This window comes from Nocardia sp. NPDC005978 (assembly GCF_040614455.1).
Lineage (GTDB): Bacteria > Actinomycetota > Actinomycetes > Mycobacteriales > Mycobacteriaceae > Nocardia.
This window is the reverse complement of the sequence record NZ_JBEXUS010000094.1, coordinates 1-18,075: the sequence shown is the minus strand read 5'-3', so window position 1 is coordinate 18,075 and position 18,075 is coordinate 1. Positions and strand designations below refer to the sequence as shown.

Below are 18,075 nucleotides of genomic sequence, written 5' to 3'. Positions count from 1 at the left end.
CACCGGCTCCGGGGTTCCGGTCTCCGATCGGTCGGCCGGTAGCGCGGTTCGCGCGGGTCAGATGTCGCCGAATGCCTTGGCGTACCGGATCTTTCCGCCCGGCGGCGTGGCGGCCGGGTTCAGGCTCAGGGCCATGAGCGCGTCGTCGGGGACTTCGACGTTCATGGCGATGCCGTGATCCGAGGCGCGGGTGAAGCCGAAGCGCGGGTAGTAGCTCGGATGCCCGAGCACGGTCACGAACTGCTCGCCCCGGGCCGCGGCCGCGGCCAGGCCCGCGCGGGTCAGGGCGTCGCCCATGCCGCGGTTCTGGTGGTCGGGCAGGACCGAGACCGGCGCCAGGCACAGCGCGGGGGTGGCGCCGATGTGGTTGCGGGTCAACAGCACATGGCCGATGGGGGTGTCGAATTCGTCGACCGCGACCAGGGACAGCGCGGGGATCCAGGCCGGGTCGGCGCGCAGGGCGTCGACGAGTTCGGCTTCGGCGCCGGTGTCGAAGGCGGCGGCGACGATGTCATGGACGGCGTCGCGGTCGGCGAGCATTTCGGTGCGGATGTTCCAGGTGGGTGTGCGCATGGTGGGGCACAGTCCTTTTCGTGTGTGGTGTGGCCGCGCGGAGCGCGCGGCGCGGGACGGGAACGGGTCAGGCCGTCGCCGTGGGTGATGTGGTGATCGGGTAGGCGACGGCCTCGCGCGCGGTCATCAACATCACTCCTCGTCCGGGGGGTTCGGCACACACGAATGGGTGCGGGGGCATGAGAACGAGGCCACGCTACCCGAACCGGGGAGCGAACCTCCAGCTATTTGCCTGTGTGGTCAGTGGTCGTCGTGGCGCCCGCGCACCGGCAGGACCAGTTGCGCGCCGGTGACCGGGTGGTCGAACACGTCGACGGGGTGCTGGTAGACGCGGGTGAGCAGGTCGGCGGTCAGGACCGTGCGCGGTGGGCCGTCGGCGGCGATGCGACCGTCCTGCAGGACCGCGACGCGGTCGGCGTAGGCGGCGGCGACCCCGAGGTCGTGCAGCACGACCACGACCGCGGCGCCGGCGGTGGCGCGTTCGCGGGCCAGGCGCAGGACCTGTTCCTGGTGTCCCAGGTCCAGGGCGGCGGTGGGTTCGTCCAGTAGCAGGGTGGCGGTGTCCTGGGCCAGCACGCGCGCCAGGGCGACGCGGGCGCGTTCGCCGCCGGACAGGGCGGGGAAGGTGCGCCCGGCCAGGTGTTCGACGTCGGTGGCGGCCAGGGCGGCGGCGATGCGCTGTTCGTCGTGGCGCTGTCGTTCGGTGCGGGCCCAGGGGGCGCGGCCCATGGCCACGACTTCGCGTGCGGTGAACGGGAATCCGACGGTGTGGTTCTGGGGCAGGACCGCGCGGCGGCGGGCCATGTCGATCGGGGCCCAGTGGGTCAGGGGTGTGCCGTCGAGTTCGACGGTGCCGCTGCTGGGTTCGAGTTCACCGGCCAGGGCGGCGAGCAGGGTGGATTTGCCGGCGCCGTTGGGGCCGACCAGGGCCACGATCTGTCCGGCGACGACCTCGAAGTCGACTCCGGACAGCACTTTTCGGCCGCCGCCGCGTTCGAGGTCGACCCCGTGTGCGGACAGGGTGACCGTGCCGGGTGCGGGGGTGCCGGGCAGCTCGTGCTGACGGGCGAAGAGCCCGCCGAGTTTGTTTTTCGTGGTTGTCATGCCCAGCCTCCCGCGCGGGCCCGGGTGCGTCGCAGCAGCCAGAAGAAGAACGGGCCGCCGACCAGGGAGGTGAGCATGCCCAGGGGCAGGTCGGCGTTGTGGACCAGGGCGCGCGCGCCGATGTCGGCCGCGACGAGCACGACCGCGCCCAGGATCGCCGAGAGCGGGATGAGCACGCGGTGCGCGGGCCCGACGAGCATGCGGACCAGGTGCGGGACGATCAGGCCGACGAACAGGATGATGCCGGTGAACGCGACCCCGGCGGTGGCCAGGATGGCGACCACGACGATCACGTTGCGGCGCAGGCGTTCCACGTCCACGCCCAGGTGCGCGGCCGCGGATTCGCCCAGGGCGAGCAGGTCCAGGCGCGGGGCCATGAGGATGGCGGCCCCGACGCCGATCAGGGTCAGCGGCGCCACGATCGCGACCGAGGACCAGGTGGAGCCGTTGAGGCTGCCCAGCTGCCAGAACACGATCTGATCGCGTGCCGCGGGGGAGGCGGTGAACAGCAGGAACGAGATGAGCCCGCCGGCGAAGGCGTTGATGGCCACGCCGGTCAGGACCAGGGTGACCACTTCGGTGCGCCCGTTCGAGCGCGATAGCGCGTACACCAGGAACGTGGTGATCAGCCCGGCGACGAACGCGCCCGCGGCCACGGACCAGGACGCGACGAACGCGCCGCCGACGACGATGACGGTGCCCGCGCCCACGGCCGCCCCGGCCGAGACGCCGATGACGCCGGGTTCTGCCAGCGGGTTGGCGAACACCCCCTGCAGTAGCGCGCCCGCGGTGGCCAGGGCCGCGCCCACGAGCATGGCCATGACCACGCGCGGGAACCGCACCTCCCACAGGGTGAGATCACCGGCGGGGTGCGCGGGCATGGGTCCCCAGTCCAGTCCCATGCGATGGAACAGGCTGCCCGCGACCTCGGCGGGGGTGGTGGGCACCTGCCCGACCGCGGCCGAGATCAGCGCCAGCACGATCAGCGCGAGGACGGCGGCGGTGAAGATGAGCGTGGTCCGCGACCACGTTCCGCGCCGCGCGGGCGCGGTGGCGGGGTGATCGCTCGCCGTGGTGAGCGTGGTGCGGGCGCCCGCCTGGTCGGTGGTGGCTCGCACGCCGGTGCCCGAGGTGATCGCCGCGCCCGCGATCGTGGGTGTCCCCGACTCCATGGTTGCCGGGTCCGCGCCGGTCAGCGCATGCGCGACTGCCGGGTCTGCCCCGGTGCCGGCCGGCGTCGTGGCGGGCCCGAGTGGATCCGAGGTGTGGTGCGTCTCGGATCCGACGGCACCGGGGCGGTGTGTCACTGCGGCCGAATCCTGGTGCGGGGCAGGGTGTTCCGGCCCCGGCGTGCGCGGTTCGGGGGGTGGTGCGGGTGACACGGGCCGATCGTGGGGGTCCTGGGGGGTCATGCGGTCTTTTCGCCGTAGACGGCCTGGGCCAGGGCCTGCACGACGCGGCCGGTGTTGGGGCCGAAGGACAGCAGGACCGCGTCGGACATGTCGACCACGCGCTTGTTCTTGCCGGCGGGGGTCTGGGCGATGCCGGGGATCTTGGCCAGCCCGTCCACGCCGCCGACCGAGGACAGGCCATCGCTCATGACCAGCAGCACGTCGGGGGCCGCGGCGATGAGGGCTTCGCTGGTGATGGCGATGAACGGCTCGCTGACCCCCGAGGCGGTGCCGGCGTCGGTGCCGCCGATGGCGGCGATCAGCGAGTCCGCGCCCGAGCCGGGGCCCGCGATCATGGCGATGGCGGTCGAGCGCAGGTACAGGAACGCGATGCGCGGCTTGGGCTCGCGCGCGGGGACCGCAGCGGTGGCGGCGTCGATCTCGGCGCGGGTGCGCTGGCCCAGGGTCTTGCCCGCGGCGGGCACGCCCAGGGCGGCGGCGACGGCTTCGATCTGCGGCACGACCCCGTCCATGGTGCGCTGGGGGTCGAAGTAGACCACGGTGATGCCCAGGGCTTTGAGCTGATCGCGCATGACCGCGGTGGCGCTGGTGGTGTCGGTCAGGAACACCGAGGGGCGCAGCGCGGCAATGGCTTCCACGTTCAGGGTGCCCGACCCGGCGGTGACGTTGGGCAGGTCCTCGACCGCGGGGAACGCCGCGGAGGTGGAGCGGCCCACGAGGTTGGGTCCGAGTCCGAGCGCGACGACGGTCTGGGCCAGGGTGCCGTAGCGGTCCGCGGCGATGATGCGGCTCGCGTCGGTGACGGTGACCTCGCTGCCGTCGAACGAGCGCACCGTGGCCGGCAGCACCGGGGTGGGCGCGGGCGCCAGGGGTACGGGGTCCAGGTCGGTCAGGGTCGCGGTGGCCGGGCCCTGCGGCCCGGTGCCCGAGGTGCTCTCGCCGGTGCCGCAGGCGGTGGCGCCGATCAGCAGACCGGCGCCCAGCAGCGCCGACACCGCGCGCAGGAGCAGCTTCGGGCGACCGTTCACGCTAGACCTCATGCAGGTAAGGCTAACCACGGGTCATTCGGTGCGTGCACTGACGTCTCCGAGTGCGGCCGCGATGGCCCGCGGCAGCTCCAGCGTCTCGGCGGCGATCACCCCGGTGAGCTGGCCGATGTCGCGGGCGCCCACGATGAGCGAGGCCACCCCGGGCTGATCGCGCACCCACGCCAGGGCCACCGCCAAAGGTGAGGTGCCCAGGCCGTCGGCGGCGGTGACGACGGCGTCGACCACGCGCACGGCCAGATCGTCGAGGCGGGCGTTGATCTCGGCGGCGGTGGCCTCGTCGGCGCCGCGCGAGTCCGCGGGCACGCCGTCGCGGTATTTGCCGGTCAGGATGCCCCCGGCCAGGGGTGCGGTGGCGATGACGCCGATGCCGTGATGCTGTGCGGCGGGCACGAATTCGTGTTCGACCCCGCGCGCGAGCAGCGAGTACGGGTGCTGGGCGGCGGTCAGGGGCGCGGTGGCCGCGAGGGTGGCCAGTTGCCAGCCGTCGTAGCCGCGCGCTCCGGCGTAGCGCACGCGCCCGGTGCGCACGGCGTATTCGAGTGTGGCCGAGACCTCTTCGAGGGGGGTGTGCGGATCCCAGGCGGCCACGGTCCACAGGTCCAGGTGATCGACCCCGAGCAGGGTCAGGGTGCGGTCGAGCTGGCGCATCATGGTGCGCCGGGAGGCGTCCACGCGCCAGCGGGTCGGGGCGGGCGCGGGTCCGGCGGCGGGGTTCACCCGCACCGGAACCTGGCCCGAGCACACGCTGAGCACCAGGTCCTCGCGGCCGAACTCCTTGACCAGCGGGCCCAGGATCTGTTCGGCGGCCCCGTCGCCGTAGGCGGGGGAGCAGTCCACCAGGGTGCCCCCGGCCTCGGCGAAGGCCATCATTTGCGCGCCGGCGTCCTCGGCGTCGGTCTCGCGGCCCCAGGTGTGGGTGGCCAGCCCGATCCGTGAGACCCGAAGTCCGCTGCGCCCCAGCGTGCGCTGTTCCATCACCGCGCTTGCTCTTTCATCACAGGGATCAGCCTAAGGGCACGGGTCCCCTGTTCCGGGGTATGCCTCGCGGCGACCGTAAATGCCTGCGCGTCTTGGACAATCGCCCGGCACGGTGCGGGGGGTGCGCGCGCCCGCGCGGGCGGGCGGGCCGGCGGTGTGCGCGCACCGCTGTCGGGGATTCGCCCCTGCCCTGTAGGGTCGCTGCGGTGTTCGGCGGTCGAAACCGCCGCAGGTGGGCGAATTGTCCACCGGCAGCCGACGATTCGGGATTGGAGGTCGTGTGGGCGAGTCGATGACATGGATACAGGCCCTGGTGTTGGGCGCGGTGCAGGGGCTCACGGAGTTTCTGCCGATCTCGTCCTCGGCGCACATGCGCATCGTGTCGGCGGTGTTCTTCGGCGACGACGCCGGCGCCTCGTTCACCGCGGTCACCCAGCTGGGCACCGAGCTGGCGGTGCTGGTGTATTTCGCCAAGGACATCTGGCGGATCCTGGTGGCCTGGTTCAGCACGCTGTACATGCAGTTCACCGGTACCCGGCCCGCGCCGCTGCCCGCCTCGGAGCAGCTGACCGCGCAGTTGCCGATGTACACCGACGGCACCCTGGACTACGAGGCGGAGTACGAGCTCGATCCCGACGCCCAGCGCGAACTGGACTACCGCATCGGCTGGTATGTGATCATCGCCACGATCCCGATCGGGGTGCTGGGATTCCTGTTCAAGGACGAGATCCGTACCGGCGCACGCAATCTGTGGATCATCTCGGCGAACCTGATCCTGTTCGCGCTGGTGATCGCCGCGGGTGAGTACTACGGGCGCAAGATCCGCCCGATCGAACAGCTCACCACCCGCGACGGCCTGGTGATGGGTTTCGCGCAATGCCTGGCGTTGATCCCGGGCGTGTCGCGTTCGGGGGCGACCTCGACCGCGGGCCTGTTCCTGGGATTGCGGCGCGAGGCCGCGGTGCGGTTCTCGTTCCTGCTGGCCATTCCCGCGGTGCTGGCCTCGGGGTTGTTCAGTCTCCCCGATGCTTTCGAACCCGCCGGTGAGGGCCTCAACGCCTCGGGCGCGCAGATCCTGGTGGCCACGGTGGTGGCGTTCGCGCTGGGCTATGCCTCGGTGGCGTGGCTGCTCAAGTTCGTGTCCAAGCATTCGCTGGACTGGTTCGTGGGCTACCGCATCGTGCTGGGCCTGGCGGTGATGGCGCTGCTGGCGACCGGCGTCGTGTCGGCCACCTAGTCGGTAGGCTGTCCCGGTGACGGTGATCCTGTTGCGGCACGGCGTCTCCACGTCGAACACTGCCCACACTTTGGCTGGTCGGAGCGCCGGTGTCGATCTCACCGATCGAGGTCGCGAACAAGCGCAGAATCTGGTGCAACGGCTCGGGGCCCTGCCGATAGAGCACATCGTGTCCTCTCCGCTCTTACGCTGTCAGCGAACTGTCACCCCGCTCGCGGACAAGCTAGGGCTCGAAGCCGAACCCGATGAGCGGTTGCTCGAGGTCGACTACGGCGAGTGGACGGGCCGCCCGCTGAGCGAGCTGGTGAACGAGCCGCTGTGGAAGATCGTGCAGCGGCACGCCTCGGCGGCGGTGTTCCCCTCGGGAGAAGGCTTGGCGCAGGTGCAGTTCCGCGCGGTCGCGGCAATCCGCGAGCGTGATCGGGCCTTCGCCGACAAGCACGGCGGTGACGTGTTGTGGGTGGCGTGCACGCACGGCGATGTCATCAAGTCGGTGCTGGCCGACGCGTTCGGCATTCACCTGGACGGATTCCAGCGGATCGTGGTCGAACCGGCCTCGGTGAGCGTGGTCCGCTACAGTCCAACCGCTCCGTATGTGTGGCGGGTGAACGATACCGGCGCGGATCTGTCCAGCTTGGCGGCGATTTCGCCGCAAACCGGTCGCGAATCGCGATCGGGGCCGGTGCCCGGAGGTGAAACGGGTACCACCGGTAGTACGGGTAATGGGGATGCCGAGCACCCCGATTCTTAAGGTGAACAGCTGTCAGGAGGTGCCATGGGCCGAGCTATCCATATTTTCCGCACCCCCGATCGTTTCATCGCCGGCACCGTCGGCGAGCCGGGCGACCGCGCCTTCTACCTGCAGGCCGTGCAGGAGCCGCGCGTGGTCAGCGTGTTGCTGGAGAAGCAGCAGGTGAAGGTCTTGGCCGATCGGATGGGGTTGCTGCTGGACGAGGTGCAGCGCCGCTTCGGCACCCCGGTGCCCCCGCAACCCTCCGATGTGGCCGATGTGGCCCCGCTGGTGACCCCGATCGAATCCGAATTCCGGGTCGGCACCATGGGTTTGGGCTGGGACGCCGACGCGGGCGCGGTAGTGGTGGAGTTGCTGGCGATCACCGAGACCGAGGTCGACGAGTCGGTGGTCCTGGATGACACCGAGGAGGGCCCGGACGCGGTGCGGGTGTTCCTGACCCCGATCCAGGCGCGGGAGTTCGCGTTGCGGTCCACGCGGGTGATCGCGGCCGGGCGCAAACCGTGCCCGCTGTGCGGGGAGCCGCTCTCGGCGCAGGGGCACATGTGTGTGCGCACCAACGGGTACAAGCGCGGTGACATCTTCGGCGCGAGCGAGGCCGAGGAGTGAGATGAGCACCGATCCCCTGTACACCGCGGACCTGTCGGTGATCGGGCAGGTCACCACGGCCTCGAACGTGACCCTGGTGTGCGCGGCCGGGGACGTGCGGGTGGTGTACAAGCCCGAGCGGGGTGAGCGCCCGCTGTGGGATTTCCCCGACGGCACCCTGGCCGGGCGCGAGGTTGCCTCGTATCTGGTCTCGGATGCCCTGGGCTGGGGGGTGATTCCGGAAACCGTTCTGCGCGAGGGTCCGCTGGGGCCGGGCATGGTGCAGCGCTGGATCGAGACCACCGAGGATCCCGAGCGGCTCGATCTGGTGGATCTGTGCCCGGTGGGGCAGGTTCCGGACGGGTACCGGGAGGTGTTGCGGGCGCTGGACCCGGGGGGCCGCCCGGTGTCGCTGATCCATGCCGCCGATGAGCGCCTGCATCGGATGGCGGTGCTCGATGTGCTGATCAACAACGCCGACCGCAAGGGCGGGCACGCGCTCGAGGGCCGCGACGGGCGCGTGTACGGTGTCGATCACGGGATCTGCCTGCACACCGAACCCAAGCTGCGCACGGTGCTGTGGGGGTGGGCCGGTGAGCCGATCGAGGATCAATTGCTCACCGACATCACGGTTTTGGTGAAGGCGCTGCCGGGTGAGCTGGGCGGGCGTTTGAGCGAGCACATCACCGACGCCGAGATCGAGGCTCTCGAGCAGCGGTGCCGGGCCGTGCTGGAGAATCCGGTGATGCCGTTGCCCGCTTCCCAGCGCCCGATTCCGTGGCCGGCGTTCTGAGTGCCCGGTCCCCGGATCCGAAAACGTTGTATGCATCATGATTTCAACCATTGACGTGTGTGGGCGGGTCGTTAAGGTGCTGGTCGGGCGCGCCTTACCCGCCGGGGGCGCGGCGGTGCTGTGCGGGGGCGGGCGGGTCGTCCCGCGAGCGCACCGTTAACCTGAAATCCATGCAGTCCTGGTCCGATATCGCTGTCCCGACCGTCCCCGGATCCGGACCGCCGTTGCGCTTGTACGACACCGCCGACCGGCAGGTCCGCCCGGTCACCCCGGGCAAGACCGCCACCATGTACGTGTGCGGCATCACCCCCTACGACGCCACCCATCTCGGGCACGCGGCCACCTATCTGAGCTTCGATCTGGTCAACCGGTTGTGGCGCGATGGCGGGCACGAGGTGCGGTACGTGCAGAACGTCACCGATGTGGACGATCCGCTGTTCGAGCGGGCCGCGCGCGACGGCATCGATTGGCGGGATCTGGGCGCGCGCGAGGTGGAGCTGTTCCGCGAGGACATGAGCGAGTTGCGGGTGCTGCCTCCGGCGCAGTACGTGGGCGCGATCGAGTCGGTGCAGGAGGTCGTGGAGCTGGTCGACAAGCTGCTGGCTTCGGGCGCGGCGTACGTGGTCGATGATCCGGAGTTCCCGGACGTGTATTTCCGGCACGACGCGACCGAGCAGTTCGGGTACGAGTCCGGGTACGACCGGGCGACCATGGACCGGTTGTTCGCCGAGCGCGGCGGGGATCCCGAGCGCCCGGGCAAGCGTGATCCGATCGACGCGCTGCTGTGGCGGGCCGCGCGCGAGGGTGAGCCGTCGTGGCCGGCGCCGTTCGGGGCGGGCCGTCCGGGCTGGCATATCGAGTGCGCGGCGATCGCGTTGAACCGCATCGGCACCGAGTTCGACATCCAGGGCGGGGGCAGCGATCTGATCTACCCGCACCACGAGTACTCCTCCGCCCATGCCGAGGCGCTGGTCAAGGGCCGGCGGTTCGCCCGCCATTACGTGCACGCGGGCCTGATCGCCTATCAGGGCGAGAAGATGTCCAAGTCGCGCGGCAACCTGGTGTTCGTGTCGAGGTTGCGCCGGTCGGGCACCGACCCGTCCGCGATCCGCCTCGGGTTGTTCTCCGGGCATTACCGCCAGGACCGGGAGTGGACCGAGCAGACCCTGGCCACCGCGCTCGCGCGCCTGGATCGCTATCGGGCCGCGGTCGCGCTGGCCTCGGGCCCGTCCGCGCAGGACACCGTCGCGCGGGTGCGTCAGCATCTGGCCGATGATCTCGATACCCCGAAAGCGCTGGCGGCCCTGGACAATTGGGCCGATCAGGCGCTGGCCTACGGCGGGCCCGACGCGAGCGCCCCGGCGCTGATCCGCGACGCGGTCGACGCCCTGCTGGGTGTGCGCCTCTGATCGATGGCCCGTCCCGGCCCGATTCACCGATGGCCCGTCGCGCAGTGGCTGCGCGGCGGGCCATCGTGGTTGGGGGACAGCTCGATTGGCGTGGATCCCCACCTCGCACCGCCGGATCACGGCCCGAGGCGTCCAGGTTTCCGGAACAGCTGCCGGCAACCGAGTCGATCATCATGCAGGTCCGGTCGCCGCCGTGCTCGGCGGCATCGATGCCGGTGCGCCGCGTTGGCGGGCGGGGGATCTCACCATGTGGGCAGGGGGTGGTGTTCGCCCTTCCGGCGGGCCGCTCGGGGGCGATACGGTGAGGCTTTCACTCTCTCACCCTCAATGAGGAGGTTCGACGGTGACCGAGGTTCCCGGGTTCGATCGGTTGCGCGCGGTGCTGGCGCAGGGTCGTGTGGTGCGCAAGCAGATTCGAGCCGGGGGTGATCTGCTGGGGGCGGTGCGCCGCGATCCGCGGATCGTGCGGGATCTGGTGTCGGGCCTGACCGGCGGTGCGAGCACGCCGCCGCCCGCGGTCGATCTCGGGGATCGTGTTCCGCCCGCGGGGTTGAGCGAGTACGCGCGCACCGCGCACGCCGCCCAGCGTCTCGAGGCCGCGCCCGAGACGGTGGCCGCATACCTGCTGGGGTTGGGGAACATTCCGCGCTGGTTCACCTTCCACGCCGGGTGGCGCGGGGCCGAGCCGGGGCAGGCCGAGCCGGGACTCGAGTTCACCCAGGTCGCCAAGTTCATGGGCATTCCCGCGGATCTGCGCTGGAGCGTCGCCGCGGCCACCGACACGGGCCTGGAACTGCGCGGCACCGGCCCGCAGGGACTGACGCTGGGGCTGTGGATGACGGTGACCCCGGACGGGCCCGGCTCGATGGTGTACCTGGACGCGGGACTGGCGGGCGCCCCGATCGAGGGCCCGCTGGGCGGCACGGTGGCGCGCAGTCTGGGTGAGGCGCTGACCGACTCGCTGGCGTCCTTGCCCGCGGTGCTGGCCGCGGCTCCGGCCGGGACCGGTCGCGCGGCGCGTAAAGCGGTGCGGCACATCGCGTCCGGGACGGTGCTCGCGCCCACGACCCCGGTGCTGGTGGGCGTGGGCCAGGTGGTGACCCGCACCCCCGAACCCGAGTTCCCCGATCCCTCGGCGCTGGCGGTGCGCGCGCTGGCGGCCGCGGCCGCCGACGCCGGGGCCGGTGCGGGGCTGCTGGCGGGCGCGGACGCGGTGTTCACCGTGGCCCCCACCTCGTGGCAGTACCGGGATCTGGGTGCGCTGGTGGCCGCGGCGGTCGGGGCGGGCACGGTGGACACGGTGCAGTCGAGCCCGTTCGGCGGCGACGGCGGGCAGTTGGTGATCAACGAGGCCGCGGCCGCGATCGCGGCCGGGGACTACGAGATCGTCCTGGTGACCGGCGCCGAGGCCGGGGCCACCGCGGCCGCGGCCCAGCGCGCCGGGGTGGATCCGGGCTGGCCGGTGCAGGATTCGCAGGTGCGGCCCACGCGCACGGTCGGGATCGACAAGGCGGCCAACAACGCCGCCGAGACCACCGCGGGCCTGCTGGCCCCGATCAACATGTACGCGCTGATCGAATCGGCGAACCGGCACCGGCTGGGCCGCACACTCACCGAGCACGCGAGCGCGGTCGCCCGGTTGTGGTCGCGGTTCTCCGCGATCGCGGCCGCCAACCCCTATGCCTGGCAGCCGGTCGAGCAGACCCCCGAGCAGATCGCCACGGTGTCCGAGGCCAATCGGATGATCTCCGCGCCGTATACCAAGCTCGAATGCGCGAACCTGACCGTGGACATGGCCAGCGGCATCATCATCACCAGTGCCGCCGCGGCCGAGGCCGCCGGTATCGCCCAGGACAGGTGGGTGTTCCTGCACGCGGGCGCCTCGGGCAGCGACGAGTGGTTCGTCAGCGAGCGCACCGAGTTGGCGGCGTCCCCGGCGATCGCGGCCCTGGGCGCGGCGGCGCTGGGTCATGCCGGGATCACCGCCGATCAGCTCACCCACGTCGATCTGTACGCGTGCTTCCCGGTGGCGGTGCAGATCGCCGCGCGCGAGCTCGGCCTGCCCGCCGAGGATCCGGCGCGGCCGCTGTCGGTGACCGGCGGGCTGACCTTCGGCGGCGGGCCGGGCAACAATTACGGCGGGCACGCGGTCGCCACGCTGGTGCAGCGCCTGCGCGCCGAACCCGAGGCGTACGGGCTGGCGACCTCGCTGGGCTGGTATCTGACCAAGCACGCGCTGGGGGTGTATTCGGCGACCCCGCCCGCGCGCGCCTACGCGCATCTGACCCCGGTGATCGAGCATCCCCCGGCCCGGCGCGCGGTCACCGGCTATTCGGGTCCCGCGGTGGTGGAGGCGTACACCCTGCCCTATGACCGCGACGGTAAGCCCGAGGCCGCGATCGTGAGCGTGCTGACCGAGTCCGGTGACCGAATCCTGGTGCGCAGCACCGACACCGGCACCGTGCACGCGTTCACCGACTCCGATCTGCTGGGCGTGCCGGTCACCGTGGACGGGGACATCATCGCGGCCACCGGCAGCGACCGGGTCGCTCTGCCCGCCCCGCCGCCGGCGCCGGTGCTGATCGAGCGCCGCGGGCACGTCATGATCATCACGATCAATCGCCCGCACGCGCGCAACGCGATCGATCTGGCCACCGCGCTGGGCATCGAACGCGCCATCGACGCCTACGAGGCCGATCCGGGCGCGCGCATCGCGATTCTCACCGGTGCGGGCGGATACTTCAGTGCCGGAATGGATCTCAAGGCCGCCTCGCGCGGTGAGGTGCCGATCACCGAGAAGCGCGGCATCCTGGGCCTGGTCGCGTTGCCCCCGCGCAAACCGTTGATCGCCGCGGTGGAGGGCCCGGCGCTGGCGGGCGGGTGCGAGCTGGCGTTGTGCGCGGATCTGATCGTGGCCGCCGCCGATTCGATGTTCGGTATTCCCGAGGTCAAGCGCGGGCTGGTCGCGGTGGGCGGCGGGGTGCTGCGCCTGTCCCAGCGCCTGCCGCGCGCGATCGCCATGGAATTGACCCTGACCGGTGATCCGATCACCGCCGCGCGCGCGGCGGAGCTGGGGTTGATCAATCAGGTCGCCGAACCCGGTGGCGCGCTGGCCGCGGCGCTGGTGCTGGCCGAGCGGGTGGCGGTGAACGCGCCGCTGAGCATCGACGCGGGCAAGCAGATCATCGATCAGTGCCCGGATTGGTCGGTGGCCGAGGCGTTCGCCAAGCAGGGTCAGATGGCCGCGGCGGCGCTGTCGTCGCTGGACGCGGGTGAGGGGATGGCCGCGTTCGTGCAGAAGCGGGCACCGGTCTGGCAGGGCCGCTGACCGCTCGCCGGGATCGGGCGCGACGAAAACCTCGGGGCGCCAACGCCTGTGGTGCACACTCTCGATGTCGCGTATCGGTGAGACCCGCACCGGTGCGCGAGGATCGAGGAGAAGGAATTGATGTCGATGAGTTCGATGCTTCCGGGTGAGTCCACCCTCAAACTGCAGCGCGACGGGCTGACCCTGACCGCCCGGCACGCCGGTCCCGCCGACGCCCCCCTGGTGGTGCTGCTGCACGGTTTCCCGGACACCCCGCACACCTGGGACGCGGTGATCCCGCCGCTGGTGGGCGCGGGCTATCAGGTGCTGGCCCCGTGGCTGCGCGGCTACACCCCCGCCTCGGCCTCGCGCACCGCCCGCTACGACCTGCTCGCGGTCGCCGACGACATCGCCGCCTGGTGCCACGCCCTGGGTGATCCGCCCGCGCACCTGGTCGGGCACGACTGGGGTGCGTTCGCGACGCTGGTGCTGGCCAAGCGCGCGCCGCGGCGGTGGCTGTCGGTGACGCTGCTGGCGATTCCGCCGTTCGGTGGCGGGTTCGCCCCCGCGATCGCCCGCTATCTGCCCGCCCAGATGCTCCTGTCGTCCTATATCCCGATCATGGCTTCCGGGGCCTCGCCGCGGCTGCTGACCCGCTCGGGTGCGGGGTTCGTGCGCCGGTTGTGGTCGCGCTGGTCTCCGGGCTGGGAGTTCACCGACGCCGAGTTCGCCCCCACCGCCGCGGTGTTCACCGACCGCGCGATGGCCTACGCCACGACCCGCTACTACCGGTCACTGTTCCAGGTGCACCGCGCCCCCACCCGGGCGTTCCACCGGCTGCTGCTGGCCGCCCCGGCGCCGCTGCCGACCCTGGTGCTGGCGGGCCTGCGCGATGGCTGCCTGTCCCCGGGCCTGGTGCGGGTGCTGAGCGAGCACGCGGGCGCGGACCTGGTCCAGCTCCCCGGGTGCGGGCATTTCCTGCAGGCCGAGAAACCCGGCGAGGTCGCCGCGCATCTGCTGGCCCATCTGGACAACCACGCGCCCTGAGATCATCCGTGCGCGCCCGGTCCCGGGACCGGACGCGCTCAGGCACATTACGCGGGTGCGCGCGGATGCCGTTGCCGTGGAATGGTTGTCGCCCGCGACCGTCAGGGCAGGGCCAGGGCGGTGAGGGCGTCGGCGAACATCACGCTCTTGATCGCGCCCAGGGTGCCCTGGTCCTTGACGCCCAAGGGGGTGAGCAGGTTCACGGCGGTGGGGGTGAGCGCGTCCAGGTCGGTGGCGGCGTCGATGATGTCCAGGCTCAGGGCCTCGGGCGCGGGGAAGCGGTGCGCGGTGGTCATCGAGGCGATGGCCGCGCGCGGGGTGAGTTTGGCCTGGATGAGCGCGGCCATGCCGGCGGTGAAGGGGATGCGGATGTCGGCTTCGGGGAAGCAGAAGAAGCCGCGGTCCGCGCGCATGAGGCGGTAGTCGTGTGCCATGGCGAGCATGGCCCCGGCGCCGAAGGCGTGCCCGGGCAGGGCGGCGGCGGTGGGCAGCGGGAAGGCCAGCACGCGCGCGAACAGCGCGTGCACCCGGCCCACATACCATTGCGCGCGATCGCCATTGGCCCCGAGCCAGTCCAGGTCCAGGCCGTTGGAGTAGAACTTGCCGCTCGCGGTGGTGATCAGCGCGTGCGCGCCCTCGGCCACCACGGTGTCCAGGGTGGTGTCGATCTCGGTGAGCCAGTCGGGGGTGAACCGGTTCTCCCCGTCGCCCAGGTCCAGGACGGCGATCTTGTCGTGGTAGGTCAGGGTGATGCTCATGGGGTGTCCTTCATTCTCTGATTCGGTTGCCGGTCAACGAGTTCGGTGATCGGGGTCGGCGGGGCCCACGGCCAGGACCGCGCGCACGGCCGCGGCGAGCTGGGCGCGCGCGTGCGGGTCGGCCAGGCGGTCGCGCTCGAGCAGGATCGCGGTGGGCAGATCGACCAGGCAGATGGTCAGGGTGTCCACCGCGCGGGCGTCGCGCCGGTCCCACAGCGCGGTGGACAGTTCCTTGAACAGTTCGATCAGCGCGCGCTCGAGCGCGTGCATGCGCGCGGTGAGGGGTTCGGGCACGGTGTCGGTCCCGAGCAGTTCGGCGCGCCGGGTGCCGAGCAGCAGCCGGCACGAGTCGGGGAAGCGTTCGGCGAACACCGCGGGGGCGCCCGCGGCCGCGATCACCGCCCGCACCGGGTCCCCGGGGTGCGCGTCCACGAGTTCGCGTTGCACCTGCCCGAAGCGTTCGCCCGCGCGGATCCAGGTGCGCGCGCACAGCTCCGCGCGTGAGCCGAAGCTGTGGTAGAGCGCGCCGTTGGACATGCCGGTGGCCGCGGCGACTGCGCGGATGGTGACCGCGGCGGGCCCGGCGGTGGCGGCGAGGGTTTCGGCGGCGTCCAGGACGGCGTCGGGGTCGTAGGTGCGCGGGCGGGCCATGGCACGACAGTAACAGAGCAACTGCTCTGTAATGGGTGTGAGGTAGCACGCACCGAGACCGGTAGCGCTGTCCGAACCGGCGACCCGCGACCTAGGGGTGCGCGCCCGCCGCGGGTTCGTGCACACCCTCGGCGAGCTCGGGGGAGTACATGCGCTCGATCTCACCCGCGTACTTGCGCGCGATGGGCGTGCGCCGCAGTTTCATCGTCAGGGTGATCTCGTCACCGCCGGGTTCCCAGAACGTGGGCAGGATCGTGAAGCGTTTGATCTGCTCGACCCGCGACAGGTGCGCATTGCCCGCGGCGATCCCGGCCGCGATATCGGCGATCACGCCCTTGTCCGCGGCCAGCGCCGCCGCCGAGGCATCGGGCAGATCATGGTGCGCGGCATAGGGTTGCGCGGATTCGGCATCGAGGACGATCAGCGCGGTGTTGTACGAGCGCGCGTCCCCGATGGTGGCCAGCGCCCCGATCAGCGGCGTGCTGGCCTTGAGCGTGTTCTCGATATTGGCCGGGGACATGTTCTTGCCCGCGGCGTTGATGATCAGCTCCTTCTTGCGGTCCACCACCCGCAGATAGCCGTGCTCGTCCTCGGTGATGATGTCCCCGGTATGCAGCCACCCGTCCGCGTCCAGCGCCTCGGCGGTCTTGTCCGGTTCCTTGCGGTAGGCGCGCATCAGCAGGGGCCCGCGCACCAGGAATTCCCCGTCCGGCGCGATGCGCGATTCGAGTCCGGGTAGCAACGTGCCCACGGTGCCCAGGCGCGCGAGCTGCGGCGGGCTGACGCTGGCCACGCATGTCAGCTCGGACATGCCCCACACCTCCGAGATCGGGATGCCGAGCCCGAAGAAGAACCCCAGGGTCTGCGCCGGAATCGGCGCGGCCCCCGACAGCGCCCATTTGAGCTGATCCAGACCGAGCTTGGCGCGCAGCCCGGACAGCACCAGCGCATCGGCCTTCGCCCATTCCGCGGCCTGCGCGTCATCCAGGGGCGCCCCGGCCAGCTGCGCGGCGGCTTTGCGCCCGGCCACCTCGAGCGCCCAGTCCAGGGCGGCCTTGCGCGCGGGATCGGTTTCGGCGGCGACCGCGAATTCCACTCCCGCCTTGAGCTTTTCCCACACCCGCGGCACCGCGCCCCAGATGGTGGGCCGCACATCGACCAGCGCGGCCGGCAACTGCGTGCGATCGGGCACCACGGTGATCTGGGTGCCGAAGAACTCCTGCAGGTACAGCGCGGTCACCCGATCGGCCATGTGCGCGGTCGGCAGATAGGAGGTGATGCGGTCCCCGAACTCGATCGGCATGACCGAGGCGTAGGCGCGACATTCGAACGCCAGGCTCGCATGGGTGATCTCCACGCCCTTGGGATTGCCGGTGGTGCCCGAGGTGTAGCACAGGGTCACGATGTCCGCCGGGTCCACCGCACCCCAGGTCGCCTCGAAATCGAAGTCCGAGCGCGCCAGCGAGGTCAGCTGCGCCACCGACAGCGTGCCCGGCACCGCCCGGTCCACGCACACGATCGTCTCGATCGGCACCCCCGCCGCGCGAATGCGGTCCACGAAATCGGCCTCGCAGAACACGATCCGGTTCCCGGCATTGGCGAACACGTACCCCAGCTGCTCGGGGGACAGGGTGTTGTACACCGAGAACGAGGTCGCCCCCGCGTGCTGCGCGCCGACCTCGAGGGGATAGAACTCGACCCGGTTGGACATCATCAGCGCCACGGTGTCCCCGCGCCCGATACCCAGCGCGGCCAGTCCACCGGCCACCGCCCGCACCTGCTGCGCGTACTCGCCCCAGGTCAGGGACTGCGTGCCGCCGATCGAGCGCACCGCCACCGCCCCCGGATCGATCGCCGCGACCGCCTGGAAGGCCGCACAGGACGTATTCGGTTCGCTCATAACAGTTTCCGATCCACTCACCGCCGACTATCTCAGACGGTAAGTCCTGCACGCGCGCACCGTGCCCGCTTTCGGTACATCACCCGCCCGCGCGTCACCGCGCGAGCCGGTGCACGCACCCCGTATCACCTCGTGGGCCGCATCGAGCACCACGCGAGGCCGGGAACGCACCGAGACCGCGGGCCGCGCTCGGCGATCCGCCCCCCGGGGCGGCGGCGGGCGTGCGGGAGATGGCGTGCGGGTCGGGCCGCCCCACCTCCCGCACGCCCGTGCGCGACCCCGCGCCGGCGCATCGGAACCGGTGCGCGGGTACCGGTCCCCGCCTGCGCCCCGCGGTGTCACCCCGGGCCGGGCAACGAACACCCGCCCTCGGGGAACCTAAGTGCGGCAAGGCATTTCGGGCAATACCCCGGAACCGGGGGCTGGCACCGCGACCACCGCATCGGGTTTGCTCGACAGGTCGCACCCGCGCGGAGGGTGACGACCACGTCGTGCCGGCCACCAGGGCGGGTGGCCGG

15 protein-coding genes are annotated in these 18,075 nt (G+C 71.4%); 7 read left to right on the top strand and 8 right to left on the bottom strand.

Annotation, left to right across the window (positions count from 1 at the left end; genetic code table 11):
* Positions 1–57: 57 nt before the first annotated feature.
* From ABZ319_RS30975 to ABZ319_RS30955, 5 genes are all read right to left on the bottom strand, one after another.
* Positions 58–573 carry an N-acetyltransferase gene (locus tag ABZ319_RS30975; protein WP_354990063.1) on the bottom strand — a complete coding sequence of 172 codons (516 nt, stop codon included), beginning with the start codon at positions 571–573 and terminating at the stop codon, positions 58–60.
* Between the two features lie 240 nt (positions 574–813).
* Positions 814–1,677, bottom strand: coding sequence for a heme ABC transporter ATP-binding protein (locus tag ABZ319_RS30970; RefSeq protein ID WP_354990062.1), 864 nt, complete (start codon positions 1,675–1,677; stop codon positions 814–816).
* Positions 1,674–2,984, bottom strand: a complete 1,311-nt coding sequence (locus tag ABZ319_RS30965; protein WP_354990061.1) for an iron ABC transporter permease — start codon at positions 2,982–2,984, stop codon at positions 1,674–1,676. The genes ABZ319_RS30970 and ABZ319_RS30965 overlap by 4 nt, the downstream gene beginning before the upstream one ends.
* A 101-nt stretch (positions 2,985–3,085) precedes the next feature.
* Positions 3,086–4,129 carry an ABC transporter substrate-binding protein gene (locus ABZ319_RS30960; protein WP_354990060.1) on the bottom strand — a complete coding sequence of 348 codons (1,044 nt, stop codon included), beginning with the start codon at positions 4,127–4,129 and terminating at the stop codon, positions 3,086–3,088.
* Between the two features lie 21 nt (positions 4,130–4,150).
* Positions 4,151–5,113: an aldo/keto reductase gene (locus tag ABZ319_RS30955; RefSeq protein ID WP_354990059.1), complete on the bottom strand. Its 963-nt coding sequence runs from the start codon at positions 5,111–5,113 to the stop codon at positions 4,151–4,153.
* 295 nt (positions 5,114–5,408) lie between these two features.
* On the opposite strand from ABZ319_RS30955, the gene ABZ319_RS30950 reads away from it, so the two are divergent.
* The 7 genes from ABZ319_RS30950 to ABZ319_RS30920 all read left to right on the top strand — a co-directional run bounded on the left by ABZ319_RS30950 (position 5,409) and on the right by ABZ319_RS30920 (position 14,248).
* The gene (locus ABZ319_RS30950; RefSeq protein ID WP_354990058.1) at positions 5,409–6,353 is read left to right on the top strand and encodes an undecaprenyl-diphosphate phosphatase; all 945 of its coding nucleotides are present in this window, start codon (positions 5,409–5,411) and stop codon (positions 6,351–6,353) included.
* Between the two features lie 16 nt (positions 6,354–6,369).
* Positions 6,370–7,104: a histidine phosphatase family protein gene (locus tag ABZ319_RS30945; protein ID WP_354990057.1), complete on the top strand. Its 735-nt coding sequence runs from the start codon at positions 6,370–6,372 to the stop codon at positions 7,102–7,104.
* Between the two features lie 24 nt (positions 7,105–7,128).
* The gene (locus tag ABZ319_RS30940) at positions 7,129–7,713 is read left to right on the top strand and encodes a DUF3090 domain-containing protein (RefSeq protein ID WP_354990056.1); all 585 of its coding nucleotides are present in this window, start codon (positions 7,129–7,131) and stop codon (positions 7,711–7,713) included.
* A 1-nt stretch (position 7,714) separates the two neighbouring features.
* Positions 7,715–8,485: an SCO1664 family protein gene (locus ABZ319_RS30935; RefSeq protein WP_354990055.1), complete on the top strand. Its 771-nt coding sequence runs from the start codon at positions 7,715–7,717 to the stop codon at positions 8,483–8,485.
* A 170-nt stretch (positions 8,486–8,655) separates the two neighbouring features.
* Positions 8,656–9,894, top strand: a complete 1,239-nt coding sequence (mshC, locus tag ABZ319_RS30930; protein ID WP_354990054.1) for a cysteine--1-D-myo-inosityl 2-amino-2-deoxy-alpha-D-glucopyranoside ligase — start codon at positions 8,656–8,658, stop codon at positions 9,892–9,894.
* Between the two features lie 343 nt (positions 9,895–10,237).
* Entirely contained in the window at positions 10,238–13,222 is a 2,985-nt protein-coding gene (locus ABZ319_RS30925) for a crotonase/enoyl-CoA hydratase family protein (protein WP_354990053.1), read from the top strand.
* Positions 13,223–13,348: 126 nt separating this feature from the next.
* Entirely contained in the window at positions 13,349–14,248 is a 900-nt protein-coding gene (locus ABZ319_RS30920) for an alpha/beta hydrolase (protein ID WP_354990052.1), read from the top strand.
* 101 nt (positions 14,249–14,349) lie between these two features.
* On the opposite strand, the gene ABZ319_RS30915 is transcribed toward ABZ319_RS30920, so the two are convergent.
* The 3 genes from ABZ319_RS30915 to fadD11 all read right to left on the bottom strand — a co-directional run bounded on the left by ABZ319_RS30915 (position 14,350) and on the right by fadD11 (position 17,557).
* Positions 14,350–15,006, bottom strand: coding sequence for an enoyl-CoA hydratase-related protein (locus ABZ319_RS30915; RefSeq protein WP_354990051.1), 657 nt, complete (start codon positions 15,004–15,006; stop codon positions 14,350–14,352).
* A 33-nt stretch (positions 15,007–15,039) separates the two neighbouring features.
* Positions 15,040–15,657 carry a helix-turn-helix domain-containing protein gene (locus tag ABZ319_RS30910; protein WP_354990050.1) on the bottom strand — a complete coding sequence of 206 codons (618 nt, stop codon included), beginning with the start codon at positions 15,655–15,657 and terminating at the stop codon, positions 15,040–15,042.
* Between the two features lie 91 nt (positions 15,658–15,748).
* Positions 15,749–17,557 carry a fatty acid--CoA ligase FadD11 gene (gene fadD11 / locus ABZ319_RS30905; RefSeq protein WP_354990049.1) on the bottom strand — a complete coding sequence of 603 codons (1,809 nt, stop codon included), beginning with the start codon at positions 17,555–17,557 and terminating at the stop codon, positions 15,749–15,751.
* Positions 17,558–18,075 lie beyond the last annotated feature (518 nt).

Bases quoted from the DNA above. Each gene is read 5' to 3' on its own strand.
- mshC (WP_354990054.1), top strand. From the start codon at position 8,656: ATGCAGTCCTGGTCCGATATCGCTGTCCCGACCGTCCCCGGATCCGGA.
- ABZ319_RS30915 (WP_354990051.1), bottom strand. From the start codon at position 15,006: ATGAGCATCACCCTGACCTACCACGACAAGATCGCCGTCCTGGACCTG.
- ABZ319_RS30950 (WP_354990058.1), top strand. From the start codon at position 5,409: ATGACATGGATACAGGCCCTGGTGTTGGGCGCGGTGCAGGGGCTCACG.
- ABZ319_RS30910 (WP_354990050.1), bottom strand. From the start codon at position 15,657: ATGGCCCGCCCGCGCACCTACGACCCCGACGCCGTCCTGGACGCCGCC.
- ABZ319_RS30935 (WP_354990055.1), top strand. From the start codon at position 7,715: ATGAGCACCGATCCCCTGTACACCGCGGACCTGTCGGTGATCGGGCAG.
- fadD11 (WP_354990049.1), bottom strand. From the start codon at position 17,557: ATGAGCGAACCGAATACGTCCTGTGCGGCCTTCCAGGCGGTCGCGGCG.
- ABZ319_RS30975 (WP_354990063.1), bottom strand. From the start codon at position 573: ATGCGCACACCCACCTGGAACATCCGCACCGAAATGCTCGCCGACCGC.
- ABZ319_RS30920 (WP_354990052.1), top strand. From the start codon at position 13,349: ATGAGTTCGATGCTTCCGGGTGAGTCCACCCTCAAACTGCAGCGCGAC.
- ABZ319_RS30970 (WP_354990062.1), bottom strand. From the start codon at position 1,677: ATGACAACCACGAAAAACAAACTCGGCGGGCTCTTCGCCCGTCAGCAC.
- ABZ319_RS30955 (WP_354990059.1), bottom strand. From the start codon at position 5,113: ATGGAACAGCGCACGCTGGGGCGCAGCGGACTTCGGGTCTCACGGATC.
- ABZ319_RS30960 (WP_354990060.1), bottom strand. From the start codon at position 4,129: ATGAGGTCTAGCGTGAACGGTCGCCCGAAGCTGCTCCTGCGCGCGGTG.
- ABZ319_RS30940 (WP_354990056.1), top strand. From the start codon at position 7,129: ATGGGCCGAGCTATCCATATTTTCCGCACCCCCGATCGTTTCATCGCC.